18 protein-coding genes and 1 tRNA gene are annotated in these 21,782 nt (G+C 57.7%); 11 read left to right on the forward strand and 8 right to left on the reverse strand.

The annotated features are described in order from the left end of the window. Positions 1-12: 12 nt before the first annotated feature. Positions 13-1,038, forward strand: coding sequence for a patatin-like phospholipase family protein (locus tag AC2FH9_RS09805; RefSeq protein WP_496871355.1), 1,026 nt, complete (start codon positions 13-15; stop codon positions 1,036-1,038). Here AC2FH9_RS09805 and AC2FH9_RS09810 read toward each other — a convergent pair whose 3' ends face one another. The 4 genes from AC2FH9_RS09810 to AC2FH9_RS09825 form a co-directional block, all read right to left on the reverse strand. After that, on the reverse strand, positions 1,039-1,716 hold the full coding sequence (locus AC2FH9_RS09810) for a DUF502 domain-containing protein (protein ID WP_142633557.1): 678 nt from the start codon (positions 1,714-1,716) through the stop codon (positions 1,039-1,041). A 64-nt stretch (positions 1,717-1,780) separates the two neighbouring features. After that, entirely contained in the window at positions 1,781-2,695 is a 915-nt protein-coding gene (locus tag AC2FH9_RS09815; protein WP_496871357.1) for a pseudouridine-5'-phosphate glycosidase, read from the reverse strand. Beyond that, the gene (locus AC2FH9_RS09820) at positions 2,692-3,585 is read right to left on the reverse strand and encodes a PfkB family carbohydrate kinase (protein WP_281972023.1); all 894 of its coding nucleotides are present in this window, start codon (positions 3,583-3,585) and stop codon (positions 2,692-2,694) included. The genes AC2FH9_RS09815 and AC2FH9_RS09820 overlap by 4 nt, the downstream gene beginning before the upstream one ends. A gap of 56 nt (positions 3,586-3,641) precedes the next feature. Next, complete coding sequence (locus AC2FH9_RS09825) at positions 3,642-4,262, reverse strand: thiamine phosphate synthase (RefSeq protein ID WP_496871359.1); 621 nt, start codon at positions 4,260-4,262, stop codon at positions 3,642-3,644. A 153-nt stretch (positions 4,263-4,415) separates the two neighbouring features. Between AC2FH9_RS09825 and AC2FH9_RS09830 the strand changes: the two genes are divergently transcribed. The 4 genes from AC2FH9_RS09830 (at position 4,416) to AC2FH9_RS09845 (ending at position 9,179) form a co-directional block, all read left to right on the forward strand. Then, complete coding sequence (locus AC2FH9_RS09830; RefSeq protein WP_281972025.1) at positions 4,416-5,159, forward strand: RNA methyltransferase; 744 nt, start codon at positions 4,416-4,418, stop codon at positions 5,157-5,159. A 62-nt stretch (positions 5,160-5,221) separates the two neighbouring features. Next, positions 5,222-6,367, forward strand: coding sequence for a heme A synthase (gene ctaA, locus AC2FH9_RS09835; protein WP_496691170.1), 1,146 nt, complete (start codon positions 5,222-5,224; stop codon positions 6,365-6,367). Positions 6,368-6,372: 5 nt separating this feature from the next. Beyond that, on the forward strand, positions 6,373-7,842 hold the full coding sequence (locus AC2FH9_RS09840) for a carboxypeptidase M32 (RefSeq protein ID WP_496871361.1): 1,470 nt from the start codon (positions 6,373-6,375) through the stop codon (positions 7,840-7,842). An 89-nt stretch (positions 7,843-7,931) separates the two neighbouring features. Then, complete coding sequence (locus AC2FH9_RS09845; RefSeq protein WP_496695588.1) at positions 7,932-9,179, forward strand: DsbA family protein; 1,248 nt, start codon at positions 7,932-7,934, stop codon at positions 9,177-9,179. Positions 9,180-9,230: 51 nt separating this feature from the next. Here AC2FH9_RS09845 and gyrA read toward each other — a convergent pair whose 3' ends face one another. Continuing rightward, the gene (gene gyrA / locus AC2FH9_RS09850; RefSeq protein ID WP_496871383.1) at positions 9,231-11,927 is read right to left on the reverse strand and encodes a DNA gyrase subunit A; all 2,697 of its coding nucleotides are present in this window, start codon (positions 11,925-11,927) and stop codon (positions 9,231-9,233) included. A 224-nt stretch (positions 11,928-12,151) separates the two neighbouring features. On the opposite strand from gyrA, the gene AC2FH9_RS09855 reads away from it, so the two are divergent. Then, a complete protein-coding gene (locus tag AC2FH9_RS09855) occupies positions 12,152-12,421 on the forward strand; it encodes an usg protein (protein ID WP_142633572.1) in 270 nt (89 codons plus the stop codon). A gap of 103 nt (positions 12,422-12,524) precedes the next feature. Next, positions 12,525-13,220 (forward strand): lipid-binding SYLF domain-containing protein, encoded by a 696-nt coding sequence (locus AC2FH9_RS09860; protein ID WP_496871363.1) that lies wholly within the window; start codon positions 12,525-12,527, stop codon positions 13,218-13,220. Here AC2FH9_RS09860 and AC2FH9_RS09865 read toward each other — a convergent pair whose 3' ends face one another. Continuing rightward, complete coding sequence (locus tag AC2FH9_RS09865; protein WP_496871365.1) at positions 13,221-14,174, reverse strand: radical SAM protein; 954 nt, start codon at positions 14,172-14,174, stop codon at positions 13,221-13,223. It lies immediately after the preceding gene. Positions 14,175-14,337: 163 nt separating this feature from the next. Between AC2FH9_RS09865 and zwf the strand changes: the two genes are divergently transcribed. The 4 genes from zwf (at position 14,338) to AC2FH9_RS09885 (ending at position 19,843) form a co-directional block, all read left to right on the forward strand. Continuing rightward, positions 14,338-15,786, forward strand: coding sequence for a glucose-6-phosphate dehydrogenase (zwf, locus tag AC2FH9_RS09870; protein WP_142633574.1), 1,449 nt, complete (start codon positions 14,338-14,340; stop codon positions 15,784-15,786). Then, positions 15,783-16,454, forward strand: coding sequence for a 6-phosphogluconolactonase (pgl, locus tag AC2FH9_RS09875; protein ID WP_496871367.1), 672 nt, complete (start codon positions 15,783-15,785; stop codon positions 16,452-16,454). The genes zwf and pgl overlap by 4 nt, the downstream gene beginning before the upstream one ends. A gap of 4 nt (positions 16,455-16,458) precedes the next feature. Further along, complete coding sequence (gene pgi / locus AC2FH9_RS09880; protein ID WP_496871369.1) at positions 16,459-18,072, forward strand: glucose-6-phosphate isomerase; 1,614 nt, start codon at positions 16,459-16,461, stop codon at positions 18,070-18,072. A gap of 151 nt (positions 18,073-18,223) precedes the next feature. Beyond that, positions 18,224-19,843 carry a long-chain-fatty-acid--CoA ligase gene (locus AC2FH9_RS09885; protein WP_496691177.1) on the forward strand — a complete coding sequence of 540 codons (1,620 nt, stop codon included), beginning with the start codon at positions 18,224-18,226 and terminating at the stop codon, positions 19,841-19,843. Positions 19,844-19,926: 83 nt separating this feature from the next. On the opposite strand, the gene AC2FH9_RS09890 is transcribed toward AC2FH9_RS09885, so the two are convergent. Next, entirely contained in the window at positions 19,927-21,390 is a 1,464-nt protein-coding gene (locus tag AC2FH9_RS09890; protein WP_496871371.1) for a flavin-containing monooxygenase, read from the reverse strand. Positions 21,391-21,707: 317 nt separating this feature from the next. Beyond that, a tRNA-Asn gene (locus AC2FH9_RS09895) sits at positions 21,708-21,782 on the reverse strand.

Raw genomic sequence — 21,782 nt, forward strand, 5'->3', positions numbered from 1 at the left:
GGGAGTAGGGCAGTGATACGTATCAATCTGGCTTTGCAGGGCGGCGGCGCGCACGGCGCGTTCACTTGGGGTGTGCTGGATCGTCTGCTGGACGAAGATGATATCGAAGTCGCGGCGATCACGGGAACATCGGCAGGCGCACTGAACGGTGCGGCCTATAAGTCTGGCATGGTACGGGGCGGCCGGGAGGGTGCGCGCGCCAATCTGGATGCGCTCTGGGCCCGTATGGGGGCTGTCGACGATACGAACCTGACCAACTGGATGCGTGCGTTTGAGCCCTCACATATCGCACAGTCCATCGAAAATTCGCTGCCGTTTGCTGTAGGCGACGCCTGGTCGCGATTGGTTTCGCCTTATGCCTATGGGCCGTTCTACCGTAATCCCTTGCAGCCCGTGGTTGAGCGCTTTGATTTCGATGAAATATGCGCTGCCGAAGGTCCGCGTCTGTATGTCTGCGCGACCTGCGTGCGCAGCGGAAAGATACGGGTGTTCACAGGGGACGAGCTGTCGACTGAGGCCATCCTTGCGTCCGCCTGTTTGCCAACCCTGTTTCAGGCGGTCGAGATATTCGATCCAAAATCGGGCCGGACCGAGGCTTACTGGGATGGCGGGTATACCGGTAATCCAGCTCTGTATCCCTTGTTCAATTCCGATCTGCCCGAGGACGTGGTGATCGTGAACATCAACCCCCTGGAACGGGAAGAAATCCCCAAGACGCCGCAGCAAATCCAGAACCGGATCAATGAGATCGGCTTTAACTCATCGCTGTTTCGGGAACTGAGGGCCATAAGCTTCGTTCAGCGCTTGCTGGAGGATGGCAAGCTGAAAGCGGGCGAAATGAGCCGCGTTCTGGTTCACATGATTGCCGATGACGCGTTGATGAATGACCTCTCGGTCGCGACCAAGACAGTGCCCAACCCTGTGGTCCTGCATAAGCTCAAAGAAGCTGGCCGCAATGCAGCTGATCAGTTTTTGACAGATCACAAGGCCGATTTGGGTGCACGCAGCACGGTCAATCTGCCGGAAATGTTTGGATAGTCATTCTGGTGGCTGGGTCGGGTCTTTGTCGTTCGGGTAAACAAGACCGGCCGAAATCACCAGTTTGGCGGCATCTTCGATCGACATGTCCAAAAGGATGACGTCCTCTATCGGAAAGAACAGCAGGAACCCCGATGTCGGGTTGGGTGTCGTCGGAATGAACACGCTGTACAGATCGCCACCCGCTTCTGCGCGTTCGTTGACTTCTCCCTTGGCGGTGGTCGAGACGAACCCGATGGCCCAGATGCCACGGCGCGGATATTGAACCAGACAGGCTTTTTCAAATGACCGTTCAGTCTGGGCAAAGACGGTCTCGGAAATCTGCTTGATGCCTGAATAGATGGACCGGATGACTGGCATCCTATTCACCAGGCTTTCGGTGAACGAGATAAAGGATCGGCCCAGGATGCCCTTGGCAACCCAGCCAACCACGACGGTGAACACCAGAAAAAAGATGACACCTACACCGCGCAGGTTGATGCCAACATATTGTTCAGGCTGGAATTGGTGGGGAACCAGCGGCAGAACCGCACTGTCGATCCAGCCGACAACAGACCAGATCAGCCAGATCGTCAACCACACCGGCGCAATAACGACGATGCCCGTCAGAAAGGACGCGCGCAGCCGTGAGAACAGGCCGGGCTGTCGGTTGGGTTCTTCGTCAAAAGGAGTGTTCATTACGGTCCTGAGTGGCTTGCAAATTTAGTTAAGCAGTCCTTGGCCTTGGTACAATAGCTATATGTTAATCCGCCTTGGCGGACAGGGCGCGGGCGATCCCGGCTGCCAGACGGGCATTGTTGCGGACCAATGCGATATTGGCGCTCAGAGAACGACCTTCGGTCTGCTCATAAATCCGTTGCAACAGGTAGGGTGTGACCCCTTTACCGCTGATCCGATGCACATCTGCATCCGCCTGTGCCGAGGCGATGATCGGGGCCAGTTCCTCGGATGGGATCTGATCGGCCTCCGGGATCGGATTGGCGACAAGTTGGCCGCCGGGCAGGCCAAGCGCGCGTCTGGTCGCATGTGCGTGCGCGATGTCTTCCGCACTGTCCATGCGCAGAGGGGCTGCCAGCGGGGATTTTGCCGACCAGAAGGCCGGAAATTCGTCCTGGCCATAGGCAATGACCGGAACGCCCAGTGTTTCCAGAACCTCAAGCGTCTTGGCCAGATCGAGGATGGCTTTGGCGCCTGCGGCAACAACCGTGACCGCGGTATGGGCCAATTCGTGCAGGTCAGCAGAGATATCGAACGAGGTTTCAGCCCCTTGGTGGACGCCTCCAATACCGCCGGTGGCGAAAACGTCGATCCCGGCGTGATGGGCGGCGATCATGGTTGCGGCGACCGTTGTTGCACCGGTGCCACCGGTTGCCATGCAGGCTGCCATATCGGCACGGGACAGTTTGGCGACCCCATGCGCTTGGCCCAGCGCTTTCAACTCTTCGGCTTCCAGACCGACGTGAAGCGTACCATTGATCACCGCCATGGTGGCTGGCACAGCGCCCGCCTCTCGGATGTCTTGTTCAACCTGTGCCGCAACCTCGATGTTCTGCGGGTAGGGCATACCGTGGGTGATGATCGTGCTTTCCAGCGCAACGATAGGTTGGCCTGCGTCTTTGGCGGCGCGGACCTCGGCAGAATATTGAATGTTGATCACAGTGGGGTTTCTCCGGAAACGTAAGTTGCGGCGGCATGCAGGGCACGTGACAGGGCCTCATCGCTTGGGGCACCGGTGGCCTCGGATGCGATATGCGCCGCCATGAATGTATCACCCGCGCCGGTCACACGGGTGACCAGAACGGATGGGGGTTTTTGGGTCAAGATTTCCTCGGCGCTGGCAACGGTTGCTGAACTGCCGCCATCGGTCACAAGCACGCGCAGCGCGCCGCGATCCAGTAGCCCCTTGGCGGCGCTCGCCGAATCCGCGAATTCGCGCTGGCACAGGATGCCAGCCTCTTCGAGGTTCACATAAAGCGTCGCGCGGGCATGCTTGAGGAAAGGCAGCAGGCGATCGGCCTTGCCGGGTGAGGCCGGTGCCACGCGCAGGTCGGCCCCGGCGAAGGCTGGGCTTTGCGCGATTTCTTCCAAAAGCGACAGCGTCAGGTTGCCATCCAAAGCAACAGGACCATCAAATGGCATGGTCTCTGTGCCTAATGGGCCTTGCATCAGGGGTTTCAGAATTTTTGCCCCAGCGGCCTCAAGTGAATGAGCGTCCGCTATCGCGGCAATCAGCCCATTGGCGCCCTCGACAGCCATATATCGGTCGGTCGGCAGGTCCTGCGAGCGATAGATGTGATCGGTTACCATCCCCAGTCGGGCGCAAGCGTTGACCAACTCGTCCCCTTCGGGATCGCGGCCAATGGCGGTCAACAGGGTGGGCGTCATGCCAAACCGCACCAGCGTCATGGCAATGTTCATTGCCACGCCTCCGGGCAGGCGGGTGATCCTGCCGGGAACATCCGACCCCTGCCGCATGGCGCTGGCAGAACGTCCGATCACGTCCCACAGGACAGAACCGATACAAAGAATTTCGCTGTTCTGAGTCATGTCGACGTCATGCCGCAGCCCCGGCGTGGGTGCAAGGGTTAACGCTCACACCCAGTTCAGCCCATGGCGGAGATCAAAGTTTTCAGTGCGGCGGCCGGGTCTTCCTGTGGCCAGATTTCATCCCCGATGCCAAAGAAATCGGTGCAGGGGCTGAGGTCACGGATCAATTCGGGGGTCAGGCCGCCTTCTGCCACAACCGGCACTTCGATCATCTCGGACCACCACTGGAACAGATCGAGCTCGGCCACGGTTCCGTCACCCAAAGAGGACGTACCAACCGGGCCAAAGGCCACATAATCCGCCCCGGCCTCACCAGCCGACATGCCGTCATGGCTGGAGGTGCCGCAGAAGCAGCCGACAATGGCATCGGCACCCAATTCCTTACGCACATACCGGACCGAGCGCGCGCCATCATCCAGATGCACCCCATCCAGACCCAGACGCTGCGCCAACAGGACGTGGTTGGAAATCACCAGCGCCACGTCCCGCGTATGTGCCACCTCGCGGCAGGCATCAGCGGCACGGGCAATCGTATCCTCGTCATTTCCCGCAAGGGCCAGACGGATGCAGGCGATTTCGGTGCTGTCCAGAACGCGGGCCAGTTGGTCGGGGAACGTGCTCAACGTGATGGTCGGCGGGGTGATCAGGTAAATCTGCGGCTGCTCGGGGGTGTCCATCGGCGCGTCCTTAGCTTTAAGTCTTTTGCGCGGTTTAGCGGATTGCGGGCCGGAAGCAAACTTTTATGCCTGTTTCAGGCAGAATTGGCGCCGCCAATGGCTTGCCCTGCGTTGGCGCGACGATTACAGCAGGCGCAGTTTTCGGAGACAACCATGCCCAGCGACAAATCCCAGCCCTCATTTGTGCTCGTGCGCCCGCAGATGGGTGAAAATATCGGTGCCGCCGCGCGGGCGATGTGGAATTTCGGGCTGGACCGGATGCGGATCGTGGCCCCACGTGATGGCTGGCCAAACCCCAAGGCGGTGGCCATGTCCAGTGGGGCGGGCCGTCTGCTGGATGAGGCGCAGCTGTTTGACGATCTGGCTGGCGCGCTGTCTGACAGTACCTATGTCTTTGCTACTACGGCCCGCCAGCGCGGGTTGACCAAGCCGGTCTTCAGCCCCGAACGCGCTATGCAGATCGCGGCCGAAAAGGTCGCTGCGGGCGAAAAAGTCGCCGTGCTGTTCGGCCCGGAACGGGCAGGGCTTGAGAATGAGGATATCGCCAAGGCCAATGCCATCATCTCGGTCCCGGTGAATCCGGAATATGCCTCATTGAACCTTGGACAATGCGTGTTGCTGACCGCCTATGAGTGGATGCGCCAGACAGGCGACGTCGTGCATGAGGCAACCGATCTGGGCAAAGGCGACTGGGCCACAGGCATCGAGGTCGAAAAGCTGGTCGAACATTATGAAGACCGGCTGGAAGAGGCGGGGTTCTTTTACCCGCCTGAAAAAGCCGAAAGCATGAAGACCAATCTGCGCAATCTGTGGTCACGGATGCGGATGACGCGGGCGGATGTGCAGATGTTGCACGGGGTCATGCGTCAGATGGTCCGTTGGAAAGACAAAGGGTAAGGCTGGACCTCGTCCCATGGTGGTCCTAGCTTGCAACGAAATTCAAGACACATGAGGAACGCATGAGCGGCAAGCGCAGCATCTTCGAAGAGGTCTCAGACTCTGAAAAACAACAAGCGGTTCAACCTGGTATGATTGACCGGGGCCGCGGTGGTGCGCGTAAGGCTATCCGGGCCTGGCTGATGATCCTGTTTGCGCTTGTGGTTGTGATGATTGCGGTGGGTGGGCTGACCCGCCTGACCGATAGCGGGCTGTCGATCACCGAATGGCGCCCGCTCACCGGGGCTGTCCCGCCGATGACCGAAACCGACTGGCAGGCCGAGTTCGACAAGTACAAGCAAATCGACCAGTGGCGCATCCAGAACCAGTGGATGGAGCTTGCGGATTTCAAGTCCATCTATTGGTGGGAATGGGGCCACCGGCAGTTGGGCCGTGTGATCGGGCTGGTATGGGCACTTGGATTTTTCGGGTTCCTTATTGCCCGCAAGATACCAACGGGCTGGACCGGCAAGCTGATGATCCCCGGTGCTTTGGGTGGGATTCAGGGAGCGGTTGGCTGGTGGATGGTTGCGTCAGGCGTGACGCAGGGCGAGGGGATGATCGCCGTTGCCAGCTATCGCCTGGCGATCCATCTGGGTCTGGCCTTTGTGATCTTGGGTTTCCTCGCCTGGTATATGTTCGAACTTGGCCGGGATGAGCGTGACCTGATGCAAGCCCGCCGCGCGAAAGAGGCCAAACTGTTTTCCCTGTCTACCGGCCTGATGCATTTCGCATTCCTGCAGATCCTCATCGGTGCACTTGTCGCAGGTATCGACGCTGGGCGGTCTTATACCGACTGGCCATTGATCGGCGGGCAGATTTTCCCGCCGGACGCGGCGATACTGGAACCGATGTGGCGGAACTTTTTCGAAAGCCCCGGGCTTGTGCAGTTCATCCATCGTTGCGCGGGTTATCTGCTGTTCATCTTTGCCATCGTTGTCTGGCGTCGTGGCAATTCCAGTGCGCATCCGCAAACGCGCTTTGCCTTCAACACGATGTTCGCAGCCTTGTCGCTGCAGGTGGTTGTTGGGATCATGACCGTGATCTACGCGGCCCCCTGGCAGATCGCCATTTTCCACCAGTTCATGGCCGTGATCGTGTGGACTCTGACCCTGCGTGCGCGCTTCCTGACAGCCTATCCCATCGCAACTTCGATCCGCGGAGCCTGACCCAGATGACTGCCTATGATGAACTGATGGCCTTCCAACGTGAAACCTCGGCACTTGGTCAGATTGCCGGGCGTCTGGGATGGGATCAGGAAACAGTGATGCCCCGCGGCGCAGCACCGCAGCGCGCAGAAGAAATGGCCGCGATCGAAGCTGTTTTGCATGCCCGACGGTCTGATCCGCGTGTGGCAGAGTGGCTGGAGCAGGCCGACCCGCAGGACGATGTCGCCCGCGCGCAACTGCGCGAGATACGCCGGTCCTATGAGCGGACCGTGAAAGTGCCCGCCGATTTGGCCAAGACCATCGCACGCGTTACCTCAGCCGCGCAGGGCACATGGGCACAGGCGCGCGCCGATGAGGATGTGGCGGCCTTTTTGCCCGTACTGGAAGAGGTTGTGGCGCTCAAACGTCAGGAAGGTCAGGCCCTGGCACAGGGCGGCGATGTCTATGACGCCATGGTCGAAGATTACGAGCCCTATACGACCGGCACTCAGATCGCTGCGATCTTTGACCAGATGCGTCCGCGTCTGGTGGCATTGCGAGCAGCCGTACTGGATCAGCCCGGACCGGCCGCCCTGACTGGGACGTTTGACTCAGCGACCCAGATGCGCCTGTCACAGAAGCTGGCCACCGGATTCGGTTACGACCTGAACACTGGCCGGGTCGACAAGGCCGTTCACCCGTTCAGCTCGGGCAGCGGATTGGACGTGCGGATCACCACGCGCACCAGCGAGACCGATCCGTTCAACTGTTTCTATTCAACCATTCACGAGGTCGGCCACGCCGCCTATGAACAGGGCATCGACCCAGCCTACCTTTTGACCCCGCTGGGGCAGGGCGTGTCGATGGGCGTGCATGAAAGCCAGAGCCGGATTTACGAAAACCAACTGGGTCGATCACGCGCCTATACTGGCTGGCTGTTTGGCCAGATGGTCGAGGCTTTTGGCAATTTCGGCGTCGCCGATGCCGATGCGTTCTATGCCACGGTCAACCGGGTCCATAATGGATATATCCGCACCGAGGCGGATGAGGTGCAGTACAACCTGCACATCATGCTGCGCTTTGACCTTGAGCGCGAGTTGATGAGCGGTGATCTGCAGGTCAGCGACCTTGAGGGCGCATGGAATGACCGGTTCAAGGCGGATTTCGGCTATGCGGTTGATAAGCCCTCGAACGGGTGTCTGCAGGATGTCCATTGGTCCGTCGGTCTGTTCGGGTATTTCCCGACCTACTCGCTGGGCAATGTCTATGCCGGATGCCTGAACCAGGCTCTGCGATCCGCGCTGCCCGATCTGGATACTCAACTGGCCGAGGGTGACACGTCGGGCGCCACCGGTTGGCTGCGCGAAAACCTCCAACGCCATGGCGGCCTTTACGCCCCCCGCGACATCATCCAACGCGCCAGTGGCATGGAACCTGGGCCGGAGCCTCTGCTGGACTATCTCGAGGCGAAGTTCGGGGCGCTTTACGGGGTCTAGATATGCCTGCTCACATTGCCGTGTAAGCGCGTGGTCTTTTACGCGGTCACGGCTAAAGTGGCAGGCAAAGCACTCACTCGGAGAGCCCCTTGTCCCTTGACCGCAAAGTAAAATCCCGGCTTGCTCAGATCATCACAAGCCAAGCGGTTCTGACTGCACGACGGCAGGCGCATGAGGTTCGCCGCAGGGTGCGTGGCACCGGTCATGAGGTGCACTATTTCCACGATGTTGCTGATCCCTTTTCTCATCTGACCGCGCAGATACTTTCGCTGTTTCAGGACCGCTACCGGGTCAAGCTGCGCCCGCATCTGATCTCGGGGCCGCCATCGGAAGCTATTCCCGACGCAGACGCCCATCGGCAGAATGCGATTGCTGACGCGTCGCGGCTGGCGACAAAACTTGGGTTGGAGGTGCCACTGAAGTGCAGCGCTGAAGCGCAGGCGCAAGCCAATGGTCTGTTGGCGGCCTGCCTTGATGCGTCGGACTTTGCCGCCCAACTGGATAGGGTCAACAGGGCTCTGTTGTCTGGCAGTGATCTGCCATTGGGCACGGCCATCGACCCATCAAAGGCTCTGCATGCCGGTGACAGTGCGTTGGCAGCCTTGGGGCACTATCTTGGCGGAACGTTCTACTATGGCGGGGAATGGTATTGGGGTCTGGATCGGCTGCATTACCTAGAAGAAAGATTGCAGGGGGCCGGGCTTGGCAAAAGCGCGCCACCGATCATAGCTCCGCCAAATCCCTCACCGGAAATCAGCAACGCAGCCGGCAAAGAGCTGGAGTTCTTTTTCTCGTTCCGCAGCCCGTATTCCTACTTGGCCTTTGACCGTGTTCAGTCCCTTGCCAACCGTCACAGCGCCCGTCTGATCCTGCGGCCAGTCCTGCCGATGCTGATGCGTGGACTGCCAGTTCCCACGGTCAAATCGGGCTATATCCTACGCGATTGCGCGCGTGAGGCGCGTAGGTTGGGCATTCCGTTCGGGCGTATCTGTGATCCGTTGGGCGCGGGTGTGGAGCGTGGATATTCCCTGCTGGATCATGCCGAATCCCAGGGGAAGATGGCTGCATTCTGCTCGGTCTTCATGCGATCTGTGTGGTCGGAAGGAGTTGATCCAGAGACGGATCACGGCCTGGCGCGTATCGTTGCAGCAGCCGGGTTGAACTGGGACGAGGCACGCGCTTGCCTGGGCACACATGGCTGGAGCGACCGGGTTGAAGCCAATCAGGCAAGACTGCAAGAGACCGGCCTGTGGGGTGTTCCCAGTTTCCACATTGCAGGACAAAGCATTTGGGGGCAGGACCGTCTTTGGCTCGTGGATGATCTGGTGCGCGCATAAAAAAGGGCGCCACCCCGATGGAGCGGCGCCCTGTTCCCACCAGTATGGTGTTTACTCTTCTTCGGTTTCCTCGTCACCCTGATCGGCGATCCAGGCGACGCTGACAACCTCTTCGCCTTTGCCGGTGTTGAACACCTTCACGCCACCTGCTGACCGCGAGCGGAACGAGATGCCTTCGATCGGGACCCGGATCGACTGACCTTTGGACGTGGCCAGCATGATCTGATCTTCGATATCGACCGGGAACGAGGCCACAAGTGCTCCGCCGCGCATTGCCTTGTCCATCGCCGCAACACCCATGCCGCCGCGTCCGCGGACCGGGTAGTCGTGGCTGGAGCTCAGCTTGCCTGCACCGCCCGTGGTGATCGTCAGGATCATGTTTTCGGCAGCGGACATTTCGGCATAGCGTTCCTGCGTGATGGTGTCGGGGGTTGCTTCATCCTCATCCGTCTCACCGTCATCGGCGATGCCTGCCATTGCGCGGCGCATCTTGAGATAGGCGGCGCGTTCATCCGGATCAGCTTCAAAGTGGCGGATCACCGACATCGAGACGACACGGTCGCCACCGCTCAGCCTTATACCCCGAACACCGGTGGATTCGCGTGAGTTGAACACGCGCACATCAGTGGTGCGGAACCGGATTGCGCGGCCCGAATTGGTGACCAGCATCACATCTTCGTCTTCAGAGCAGATGCGTGCATTCACCAGTTCGATGCCTTCGGGCAATTTCATCGCAATCTTGCCGTTGCGGCGGACATTGGTGAAATCCGACAGTCGGTTCCGGCGCACATCGCCTGCGCTAGTGGCAAAGATGATCTGCAGGTTTTCCCATTCTTCGTCCGGCACATCCACGGGCATGATCGCCGCGATCGAAACCCCGGTTGGAATCGGCAGGATGTTGACAATGGCCTTGCCCTTGCCAGTGCGCCCGGATTGCGGCAGACGCCAGGTTTTGAGCTTGTAGACCATCCCGTCAGTGGTGAAGAACAACAACTGTGTATGCGTGTTCGCCACGAAGAGGTTGGTAACGACGTCCTCTTCCTTGGTCTGCATTCCCGACAGGCCCTTGCCACCACGTTTTTGCGCCCGGAAATCGGCCAGCGGAGTACGCTTGATGTAGCCGCCCGACGTGACGGTCACGACCATATCCTCACGCTCGATCAAGTCCTCGTCTTCCATGTCGCCGGACCAATCGACGATCTCGGTGCGACGGGGCACGGCAAACTGTTCACGCACGCTGCGCAGCTCATCCCCGATAATCGACATGATGCGCTCTCGCGAGGACAGAATATCCAGGTATTCCTGGATCTTACCCGCCAGTTCTTCCAGTTCGTCTGTAACCTCTTTGACACCGATCTGGGTCAATCTCTGCAGACGCAGGTCGAGGATCGCGCGGGCCTGAACTTCGGTCAGGTTATAGGTGCCGTCGTCGTTCATCTTGGACAGAGGGTCGTCGATCAGGCGCAGATAGCTTTCGATCTCAGCCGCGGGCCAGCGACGGGTCATCAGCTTTTCTCGCGCTTGCGCCGCGTCAGCGGATGACCGGATTGTGGCGACAACCTCATCCACGTTCGACACAGCCACGGCCAGACCGCACAGGATGTGACTGCGTTCGCGGGCCTTGCGCAGGTCGTAGGCGGTGCGACGGGCGACGACGTCCTCGCGGAAGTCAATGAAGGAGGTCAGGAACCGGCGCAGGGTCAACTGCTCGGGCCGGCCACCATTCAGCGCCAGCATGTTGCAGCCAAACGAGGTCTGCATCGGCGAGAAACGGAAAAGCTGGTTCAAAACAACTTCGGGCGTGGCATCACGTTTGAGTTCGACCACCACGCGTACGCCGTTACGGTCGGATTCGTCCTGAACGTGGCTGACGCCTTCAATCCTCTTCTCACGCACGGCCTCGGCGATCTTTTCGATCATCGAAGCCTTGTTCACCTGATAGGGAATCTCATCAACCACGATGGCATAGCGGTCTTTACGGATCTCTTCGACGCGGGTCTTCGAGCGGATTATGACGCTGCCGCGACCTTCCAGATAGGCTTTACGCGCGCCGGACCGGCCCAGCATTACGCCGCCGGTCGGGAAGTCGGGGCCTGGAACATACTCGATCAGCTGCTCGGACGTCAGATCGGGATCGTCGATCAGGGCGAGGGTGGCGTCGACCACCTCACCAAGATTGTGCGGCGGGATATTGGTCGCCATGCCCACGGCAATGCCGCCAGCGCCGTTGACCAGCATGTTCGGGAACCGTGCGGGCAGGACTGTCGGCTCTCTGTCTTTGCCGTCATAGTTGTCCTGAAAATCGACGGTGTCTTTCTCGATATCCGCCAGCAGAGAGGCGGCGGGCTTGTCCATCCGCACTTCGGTATAGCGCATGGCCGCCGGGTTGTCGCCGTCCATCGAGCCAAAGTTGCCCTGACCGTCCAGCAGCGGCAGCGACATCGAGAAATCCTGAGCCATCCGCACCAACGCGTCATAGATCGCGCTGTCGCCGTGTGGGTGGTATTTACCCATTACGTCGCCGACCGGACGGGCCGATTTGCGATAGGATTTGTCATGGGTGTTTCCGGTCTCGTGCATCGCGTAAAGGATGCGCCGATGTACCGGTTTCAACCCATCGCGCAGATCAGGAATCGCACGGCTAACAATGACCGACATCGCATAGTCCAGATAGGACGTGCGCATTTCGGATTCGATGGAGACCGTCGGGCCACCGTAAACGGGGCGTTCTGGTGGGTTTTCATCCATATTTTCAGGAACTTCTGGCGTATCGCTCACGTAAACTGCCCGTTCTGTATGCAGACTCTATATCTTGTGGATACACCTTATCAGACCCGGCACATAAGGTGCAAGCAAGCAACCATTTTGCAAGTGAGAAACTCCGGTAACATCACGGTAACATATTGTTAACTAAGGATTAGGGTGTTTTCGTGATACAATAGGGGGACCTTGCAATTAATATTGAGGTCGAAATGGAGCGCAGCGAAACGGAATTGATGCTTAAAGGATATGGGCTGACAACGGCGGAATTATTCTACCACATGCCCGACTATATCCATGTTCTAAACACCTTCATCTGGCAGGAATACGATCTGGCGCCGGATCATCCGAAACTGTTCGAGTTCATTGATTTCTGGCAGCGAGAGATCGAAGGCCCCTTACATTCCGTAAAATTCACCCACCGTAAGATGATCGCGCCCGGAGAGTGGCGCAATCAAGTTGGCGAGTTTCGGGTGAATTAGCCGCCCTGACAGATTATTGGCTGTGTAACGAAAGGGCGTGTTCCATTTGATTTTCTTAGGCTAGGGTCGTGTCCAAACCATTGATCAGCTAAGGAAATGCCGCATGCCCAGAATGTTGCTGTTTGTCGCCGCCGTTTTGCTTGGTGGGCCAGTCGCCGCTGAGGGAGTTTTGGACAAGATCAAAAAAGGCGCGTCAAACGCGGCTGACGTTGTAGGGCAAGGGGCCGAAACCGTTGGCGAGACAATCGATAAAGGCGCGAAAGCTGTTGAGGGTACGGTCGACTCGACCACCGAATTGCTAAGCAATGAGGCCACTCCGGAAGAGACGCGCGCCAAGCTGGACACATTGGCCACGCAGATTCTGGATCAGTTGCTGGCCGAAAATCACGAAGCGCATGCGCTGTACGAGGTCTGTGCCGGCTATGCCGTGTTCGACTCGCGCAAGGTTACGGTGTTTCCAGTCTCGGCTGGGTATGGGCGGGGTGTGGCGGTGTCAAAGGACACCGGCCAGCACACATATATGAACATGGGAACAGGCGGCGTGGGTGGCGCGATCGGCATCGGCGGCTTTGAATCCAAGTTTGTGATCATGTTCGAAACCCCTGCTGATCTGGATAAGTTCATCACCCAGGGCTATGACGCGACGGCCGAAACCCGCGCCATGTACGGCGATGAAAACACGACGGAAACCGTGCGCTTCACCGATGGCCGGTCTTTTTTTGAACTGTCCAAGAAAGGGTGGCGCGTGGCAGCGGGCGCGTCGGGCTCAAAGTTCTGGAAATCGCCGGAACTGAACTGATCACCCCGAACAGCTGGCCCCGCCCAGGACGCAGAATTTGGCGCAATGCGGATGGTTCAGATGCACGTCCGCTTCCGCCTCGGCCAGCGTATGGCCCATCTCGAATTCCGGCTCATAAGGCAGCAGCGTGCAGGCCAGAACAGCCGGTTTTTCAGCGCGTTTGCGTTTGACCACCATCCGGGCGCTGGCACACATCACGGATGCAGGAGATTTGTTCAGGATACCCCAGCAGGCGGTGGTGATTTCCGGCACTTCCACGGTCTCGTCCATTTCCGGGAAAAGGACCGTTCGCGCAGGGTCATGCGCGTCGATGCCAAACCCGTGGTGGTTGAATAACGTAGCATATCCCTGACGGCTTTTTTCATCGTCCTCGCCCCATACGGTTCTGCCGGCAACAGCCATCCGGAATCCGCCATCGCGTAGCCACTTCATACCTTCCACGGTTTTGTCAAAACTGCCTTTGCCACGTTCCTTATCGTGCAGGTCGGCACGATAATGGTCGAGCGATACCCGCAGCGTCAGTTTCCCAGCGTAGTCGCGCTGAAGTTCAGTCAATCCCTCGCGCATCTTCTGGCGCATCATTGGCCGCATGGCGTTGGTCAGGATCAACACCTCATAGCCGCGTTCCAGCGCAGCGCGCGCCATCTCGATCATGTCGGGGTTCATGAACGGCTCACCACCGGTAAAGCCAATCTCACGCACGGGCCAGTTTCTGTCTTCGATCTGGTCCAGATAGTCGCGCACTTCATCCGCCGAGATATAGACCAACGCATCATTGGTCGGGCTGCTTTCGATATAGCAGTTCACACATTCGATGTTGCACAAAGTCCCGGTATTGAACCAGAGCGTCTCGGGGTTGGTCAACGCCACCGAGGCACGAGTCTGGCCATCCGCTGTCACCAATTTGTTTTGAAACTTGCCGATATTGACGATCTGAGGGGCGTTGTCTTTCATTCCGGTTTCCGGTTCTTTTCTGTTGTCACCTTGAATTAGAGGTTTCAGACCGTTTCGCAAAGTGAGACATGGGTGAACTGACAGAGAATTGATGTCGCGGAAATCCGCAAAAATGGTTGCGCTAACATTGGACATTGAGCATAGGGCAAGGTAAGGAAAACACATGGTTTCTCGCGTCATACCTGTAGACCCCTTTGATCTGGTCATTTTTGGCGGAACCGGCGATCTGGCGCAGGGTAAAATCCTGCCCGCTCTGTTTCGCCGGTTTTGTGCTGGCCAGTGGGCTGAAGGCGCGCAAGTAATCGGGGCGGCCCGAACGGATTACGACCGTGACAAGTTCCGCAATTTGGTCCGCAACTCGCTTGAGTCACATGCCGGACGACACAGTCAGGACACCGCTGCACTGAACGCGTTTTTGCAGCGGGTTGATTATGTGACATTGGATGCTGTTGCGGATCATGGCTGGGCCGAGCTTGCGCAGAAACTTCAGCCGGATCGGGTTCGGGCGTTCTATTTTTCGGTGGGGCCGCGGTTGTTTGGCCCTCTGGCGGAACGGATCGAGGCTTATGATCTGACTACCCCGCAGACGAGGATCGTGGTTGAAAAACCCTTTGGCCATGATCTGGAAAGTGCGCGAGCTTTGAATGCCACGCTGGCCGCGCATTTCAGGGAAAGTCAAATCTATCGAATCGACCACTATCTGGGCAAAGAAACCGTCCAAAACCTGATGGCTGTTCGGTTCGGCAACATGTTGTTCGAACCACTTTGGAACAGCCAGTATGTCGACCATATCCAGATCACCGTAGCCGAATCCGTCGGAATTAACGGCCGTGAAGAGTATTACGAGCGCGCAGGCGCAATGCGCGACATGATGCAGAACCACCTGATGCAGCTTTTGTGCCTGATCGCCATGGAACCTCCGGCCAAGTTCGACCCGGATGCGGTGCGTGATGAAAAGCTCAAGGTCATTCGCGCTCTGGACCCGGTAAAGCCGCATCATATCGTGCGGGGGCAGTTTGAGGGCGAAAGTTCAAGTTACCGCAAAGCCGTTGGAAATCCGCGCTCGACCACGGAAAGCTATGTGGCGCTGCGGGCGCATATCAGCAACTGGCGATGGGCGGGAACACCGTTCTACTTGCGCACGGGCAAGCGCCTTGTGGCCCGGTCTTCGGTGATCAATGTGATGTTCAAAGACGCGCCGCACTCGATCTTTGGAGCGGATGCCGGGCGTCATGCGAATGCGCTGTCGATCCGCCTGCAGCCAAATGAGGGCATCACGCTGAAAGTGACGATCAAAGAGCCCGGGCAAGGCGGCATGCGTTTGGTCGACGTGCCCTTGGACATGAGCTTTGCCGAGGCCCTGGGCGCCGAGAACCAGGACCCGCCAGACGCCTATGAACGTCTGGTGATGGATGTGATCCGAGGCAATCAGACGCTGTTCATGCGCGGTGATGAGGTCGAGGCCGCCTGGGCCTGGACAGACCCGATCATCGCAGGATGGCAGGCGCGTGGCGACGTGCCGAAACCTTATGAGAGCGGCAGCACTGGGCCGGGCGACGCCGAGCTGCTGATGAAACGGGACGGTCGCCGTTGGCAAGGGATAAACCCATGAAAATTCAGGAATACGCCGACCGGGATATGCTAGCCATCGACGTGGCCAATGCTATCGCCGGAGATCTTGAGGCGGCGCTGCTGCATCACGATCTGGTCTCTTTTGCTGTGCCGGGCGGTACCACACCCGGGCCGGTCTTTGACGGATTGTGCGCCGCTGATTTGGATTGGGATCGGGTCCAAATTCTGCCAACGGATGAACGGTGCGTGCCCAGCGACAGCGATCGCGCAAATGCGCGGCTGATCCAAGAGCGTTTGCTGACCAATCGCGCCTCGGTCGCGCAATATGTGCCGCTGTATCTGGATGGCAAAGATCCGGAATCGGTGCTGCCCGAAATTGAAAGCTTGATTGCGCCTGTGCTGCCTCTTTCGGTTCTCATGCTGGGTATGGGCGAAGATATGCACACCGCCTCGCTGTTTCCGGGGATGGACGGGTTGGCCGCCGCATTGGACGGGCATGCGCCACCTTTGGCCGTGGCCCGACCCGAAGTTCAGCCCGAGGCGCGGATTACATTAACGGCTCCGGTCTTGGACGGCGCATTGTCTAAGCATCTGGTGATTTTTGGGGAAACCAAACGCAAGGCGCTGGACCGGGCCATGTCCCTGCATCCCAAAGAGGCGCCGATTGCTGCTGTGTTGGGCGGCATGACGGTCCATTGGGCGGAGTAGAGTTATGAACCTGGATACTCTCAAGGCATTTGCGTCAGATGGCGGTCATTCCATTTTGGACTTGTTCGAACAAGACGTGGATCGGGCACAGGTTTTCTCGACCTCAACGGGCGATATGCTGTTTGACTATTCAAAGACGCAGATTGACGCAGATATTCGCGCAGCCCTGATCCGCCTATGCGACGAGGCGGGGCTTGCCGACAGGCGCGACGCGATGTTTGCGGGTGCCAAGATCAATGAAACCGAAGAACGCTCGGTTCTGCATACGGCATTGCGGAATCTGGATGGCGGTCCGGTCGACGTGGATGGTCTGGATGTCATGCCTGGCGTTCTGGATACGCTGCAGCGGATGCGTGTCTTTGCCGAAGAGGTCCGAGGGGGTGCCGTGTCCGGGGCAGGGGGCAGCTTTACCGATGTGGTAAATATCGGAATTGGTGGGTCTGATCTGGGACCGGTTATGGCTACGCATGCGCTGGCTCCGTATCACGACGGGCCGCGGCTGCACTATGTCTCGAATGTAGACGGGGCACATATTGCCGATGTTCTACGGCAGCTGGATCCGACGCGGACACTTGTGATTGTCGCGTCCAAGACGTTCACGACCATTGAAACCATGACCAATGCCCGCACCGCGCGCGCCTGGATGGTCGATGGCGGTGGGGAGCCGGCCCGACAGTTTGCTGCGGTTTCCAGCGCTTTGGACAAGACTCAGGCCTTTGGCATTCCCGAACAGCGCGTGTTTGGTTTCGCCGATTGGGTCGGCGGGCGTTATTCGGTTTGGGGGCCTGTGGGCCTGCCGGTGATGATTGCCGTAGGCTCGACGGCCTTTGACGCGTTTTTGCGCGGTGGACAGGCAATGGACGTGCATTTTCGCGCCGCCGATTGGTCCGAGAATATGCCGGTGATGTTGGCTTTGACCGGTGTCTGGCATCGGCAGGTTCTGGGATATGCCAGCCGGGCCGTGCTGCCATACGATCAGCGTCTCCTGCGCTTGCCCGCATATTTTCAGCAGCTCGAGATGGAGTCGAATGGCAAATCCGTTGCCATGGACGGCAGTGCGCTGACCATTCCTTCGGGTCCGGTGGTCTGGGGTGAGCCTGGTACCAATGGTCAGCATGCGTTTTATCAGCTGATCCATCAGGGCACAGACGTTATCCCTTGCGAATTCATGGTCGCTGCCGAGGGACATGAACCCGAGCTGACCCACCATCACCGTCTGCTGCTGGCCAACTGTCTGGCCCAGTCCGAGGCGCTGATGCGCGGCCGATCGCTGGACGAGGCGCGGCAGCGCATGGCCGACAAAGGGTTGACGGGTGAAGAGCGCGAACGTCAGGCCCGACATCGGGTGTTTGCTGGCAATCGTCCCTCGACCACGCTGATGTACCCCAAGCTAACGCCTTTTGTTCTGGGGCAGATCATCGCCCTGTACGAGCATCGCGTATTCGTCGAAGGGGTCCTGTTGGGGATCAACTCTTTTGACCAGTGGGGCGTTGAACTGGGCAAGGAACTGGCGACTTCACTGGGGCCAATCGTGGACGGTGCAGAAGGTACCGAGACCAAAGACGGGTCAACCGCCGCCCTTGTTGCCTATGCCATGTTGCACCGGGAAACCGAATAAAAGCCAGCTTTGCAGCCCTTGCATGACGCATTCTTCTATTGTCAGACAATTAAATGCTTGGCAGGATTTCTTTTGACCGCGCCAACAGTCAAAGATGCGTGGCAAACAAGAAGGTGCTGCAAAAAGCGGCCCCGACACAGGGAGGATGTCCATGCTGGGACAAATGATGACGCAACCGTTGCTGATCTCGTCACTGATCGAGCATGCCGATCGCTATCATGGCCAAACCGAGATTTATTCTGTCGAAACTGACGGCAGTTTAACTGAAACAAACTGGTCGCAAGTCGCCGAAAACGCGCGAAAATTGGGTTCTGCACTGTTAGGTCTTGGGCTGGAACCGCACGCTCGGATAGCGACATTGGCATGGAACAACCGCCGCCATCTGGAAATTTACTATGGCACTTCGGGTGCTGGATTCGTGTGCCACACCGTAAACCCCAGGCTGTTTCCAGAGCAGCTGACCTATATCATCAATCATGCGCAGGACCGGGTTCTGTTTTTCGACGCCACATTCATCCCGCTTGTCGCCGCTTTGAAGGACCACCTGACAGAGGTGCAGCATTTCGTGTTTATGGGTCCGCGGAATGATGACGCAATCGTGCAGGTTCCAGGGGTGCAGTTCTATGATGAGCTGATCGAAACCGGTGATTCCGGCTATCAATGGCCCAGACTGGACGAAAACACAGCCTCAAGCCTTTGTTACACCTCGGGCACAACCGGAAACCCCAAGGGGGTGCTCTATTCCCATCGCTCGACAGTTTTGCACAGTTTTGGGTCCAACACGCGTGACGTGATCGGGTATTCGGCGATGGATGTGGTACTGCCAGTTGTACCGATGTTCCATGTGAACGCTTGGGGATCGCCGTACGCTTGCGCGATGTCGGGGTCTCGGATGGTATTACCGGGACCAGATTTGCATGGCGAGGCATTGGTCAATTTGATTGACAACTATGGGGTGACACTGGCCATGGGTGTGCCGACGATCTGGCAGGGTCTGCTGGCCTCTGCCAAGAAGTCTGGCAGTCAACTGTCCAGTCTTGAGCGCACAGTTATTGGTGGGGCCGCATGTCCGCCGTCGATGATCGAGACGTTCCGCGAAACCTACGGTGTTGATACAGTCCACGCCTGGGGGATGAGCGAGATGAGCCCGCTGGGAACCGCGAACCAGCCCTTGGCGAAACATGGAAAACTGCCCAAAGAAGAGCAGTATGGGCTTCGGGAAAGTCAGGGCCGTCCTTGTTATGGGGTCGAATTGAAAATCGTTGATGATCTGGGCAATGAGCTTCCGCGCGACGGTGAAACACAGGGAGACCTGATGGTGCGCGGATACTGGGTATTGGACAGCTATTTCATGATGCAGGATCAGGGTCTGCTGCAAGACGGTTGGTTTGCCACTGGCGACGTGGCGACACTGGACCCGGACGGGTATATGACGATCCGAGATCGCTCAAAGGACATCATCAAATCCGGCGGTGAATGGATCAGTTCGGTCGAGCTCGAAAATATCGCGGTGGCACATCCAAAGCTGGCAGGCGCAGCCGTTGTGGGTGTGCCGCATCCGAAATGGGACGAACGGCCCGTTCTTGTGGCGGTGAAAGCCGAGGGGGCAAACCCAAGCGAAGAAGAATTGCTGGCGTTTTTTGGTGGTAAGATCGCCAAGTGGCAGATCCCGGACAGGGTAGTCTTTGTGGACGCGCTGCCACTGAACGCGACTGGCAAGATCCTGAAACGCAACCTGCGGGAAGACTTCAAAGATGTGCTGAGTACCTAGCGCAAGATCACTGGTCTGGCAGACACAAGCGAGATGGTTTGCCGGGTTTTCTGACTTCGCGGCGAACGTAGATCTATAGCCCCTCAGCCTTCTGAAGTTCCACGCCTGAAATCTGCCAGTTTGGGTTTCCTCGTGCGCCTGAAATACTCGAACGAACTGCCTGGCCAGTTGGTGGTTATCCGCTCGCCATCTTTGTAATAGCTGCGCTTGATCCGCGCCCACTGACTTTTGGCAAGACGCTGTTGCATCTCGTCATCGAAACGCAATGCCGCCTCAGGTTTTACTTCGATCGTGCCGTGATCGGCCGCCTTGATAAGTTGGATGACAAAACCGATTTGCGCTTCGATCATGGCCAGGACCGTCGTGTGGCCAAGGTTTGTGTTTGGTCCGTAAATAATGTGCAGATTGGGGAATTTGGGAACCGAAATACCAAGATAGGCCCGCGCACCACCCTTATCCCAAACATCGCGCAACAAGATACCATCACGTCCCTTGATATCAATAGCTTGCAGGAAGGGGTTGGATTGGAACCCGGTGCCAAGAATGACCACATCATGGTTGCGTTCGGTACCGTCTGTGGTCTTGATCCCATCTTTGGTGAAACAGTCGATCCCCTCCGTTACCAGATCAACCTTATCCTGGTTCAGGGTCTGATAGTAGCTGTCCGAGACCAAAAGGCGACGCGCGCCGGGCGGGTATTTGGGCCGAAGCGCCTCGCGCAGTTTTGGGTCCGATATCGTCTTTTCCAGATGCCGGTTCAGTATGTTCTGCATCAGCATCTCGTGCAGTTTCGATCCTTTCATGACTGGAAAGATCTTGAATTCATTCTCGGCCCAAAGGCGGAAACGATAAAGTTTTTGAAGGAAAGGCATCGAACGCATCAGCGACTTGAAGCTCTCGCCATAGGTCTTGTTGCCTTTGGGCATGACCCAATTTGCCGTGCGTTGATAAACTGTCAGAATGTCTGCCTGTTTGGCGATCTCTGGGATGAACTGCAGCGCGCTGGCTGCATTTCCAATCACGGCAACTGATTTGTCCTTCAGGTCGATATCATGGCGCCATTCGGCAGAATGGAATATGGTTCCCCCGAAGAGTTTCATCCCCGGTATCCCAATACGGTTGGGAAAGTGCAACTGACCAACCGAGCAAACCACGTGGCGGCAGAGATAGGTTTCATCTCCATTGCCCTTGGTCGTCACAGTCCACATTTCACTTGTCGGATCGAAGCTTGCTGAAGTGACGGCGCAGCCAAGGCGTAAATGCGCGATCACTCCGAATGTTTCCGCACAATCCCGGATGTAATCCAGAATCTCTTTCTGTCCCGACCATTTTCGGCTCCAGTCCGGCGTTTTGCTGAAAGAGTAAGAATACAAATGCGAGGGCACATCGCATTCCGCACCGGGATAGGTGTTATGCTGCCAAGTGCCCCCAAATTCAGTGGCCTTGTCGAGTATTGCGAAGCTGTCGATTCCCGCTTGTCTGAGCTGGTAGCCCATACCAATGCCGCCAAAGCCAGCACCTATGATCAAACAGTTCACCTGCTTCATGATATTTCCTTATGCTCGTATGTCCGTTTCGCGACTTGCCAGTGGCGTTTCTGATCTGCCTGGTTTGGCTTTGGGACAAGCGTGACCGGCATAAAATCTTCTTTCAATTTATCTCAAGTTCACCTGAGCCTGCTAATAACTTGGGCCCAGACTAAGTCCTTCAATGCAAATGTAATTGGGAACTTATCCCTCAACTTTGAGTTGAATGGAATGAAAAAATTTGAGGATGAACCTTTGAAACCGTTTATCATCTGCCCTGAGTTATGACGCACGGCCTGAGGCAGGGTGTTTTTATAGTCGTGAAGATTTTGGAAGATTGGCTCCGGCGGTAGGGATCGAACCTACGACCAATTGATTAACAGTCAACTGCTCTACCGCTGAGCTACGCCGGA

This window comes from Ruegeria sp. CDSC081 (genome assembly GCF_059610485.1).

Excerpts from the sequence above, each read along its gene's own strand:
- AC2FH9_RS09810 (WP_142633557.1), bottom strand. The coding sequence starts at position 1,716 with ATGAACACTCCTTTTGACGAAGAACCCAACCGACAGCCCGGCCTGTTC.
- AC2FH9_RS09820 (WP_281972023.1), bottom strand. The coding sequence starts at position 3,585 with ATGACTCAGAACAGCGAAATTCTTTGTATCGGTTCTGTCCTGTGGGAC.
- AC2FH9_RS09825 (WP_496871359.1), bottom strand. The coding sequence starts at position 4,262 with ATGGACACCCCCGAGCAGCCGCAGATTTACCTGATCACCCCGCCGACC.
- AC2FH9_RS09830 (WP_281972025.1), top strand. The coding sequence starts at position 4,416 with ATGCCCAGCGACAAATCCCAGCCCTCATTTGTGCTCGTGCGCCCGCAG.
- ctaA (WP_496691170.1), top strand. The coding sequence starts at position 5,222 with ATGAGCGGCAAGCGCAGCATCTTCGAAGAGGTCTCAGACTCTGAAAAA.
- AC2FH9_RS09840 (WP_496871361.1), top strand. The coding sequence starts at position 6,373 with ATGACTGCCTATGATGAACTGATGGCCTTCCAACGTGAAACCTCGGCA.
- gyrA (WP_496871383.1), bottom strand. The coding sequence starts at position 11,927 with ATGGATGAAAACCCACCAGAACGCCCCGTTTACGGTGGCCCGACGGTC.
- AC2FH9_RS09855 (WP_142633572.1), top strand. The coding sequence starts at position 12,152 with ATGGAGCGCAGCGAAACGGAATTGATGCTTAAAGGATATGGGCTGACA.
- AC2FH9_RS09860 (WP_496871363.1), top strand. The coding sequence starts at position 12,525 with ATGCCCAGAATGTTGCTGTTTGTCGCCGCCGTTTTGCTTGGTGGGCCA.
- AC2FH9_RS09865 (WP_496871365.1), bottom strand. The coding sequence starts at position 14,174 with ATGAAAGACAACGCCCCTCAGATCGTCAATATCGGCAAGTTTCAAAAC.
- zwf (WP_142633574.1), top strand. The coding sequence starts at position 14,338 with ATGGTTTCTCGCGTCATACCTGTAGACCCCTTTGATCTGGTCATTTTT.
- pgl (WP_496871367.1), top strand. The coding sequence starts at position 15,783 with ATGAAAATTCAGGAATACGCCGACCGGGATATGCTAGCCATCGACGTG.
- pgi (WP_496871369.1), top strand. The coding sequence starts at position 16,459 with ATGAACCTGGATACTCTCAAGGCATTTGCGTCAGATGGCGGTCATTCC.
- AC2FH9_RS09885 (WP_496691177.1), top strand. The coding sequence starts at position 18,224 with ATGCTGGGACAAATGATGACGCAACCGTTGCTGATCTCGTCACTGATC.
- AC2FH9_RS09890 (WP_496871371.1), bottom strand. The coding sequence starts at position 21,390 with ATGAAGCAGGTGAACTGTTTGATCATAGGTGCTGGCTTTGGCGGCATT.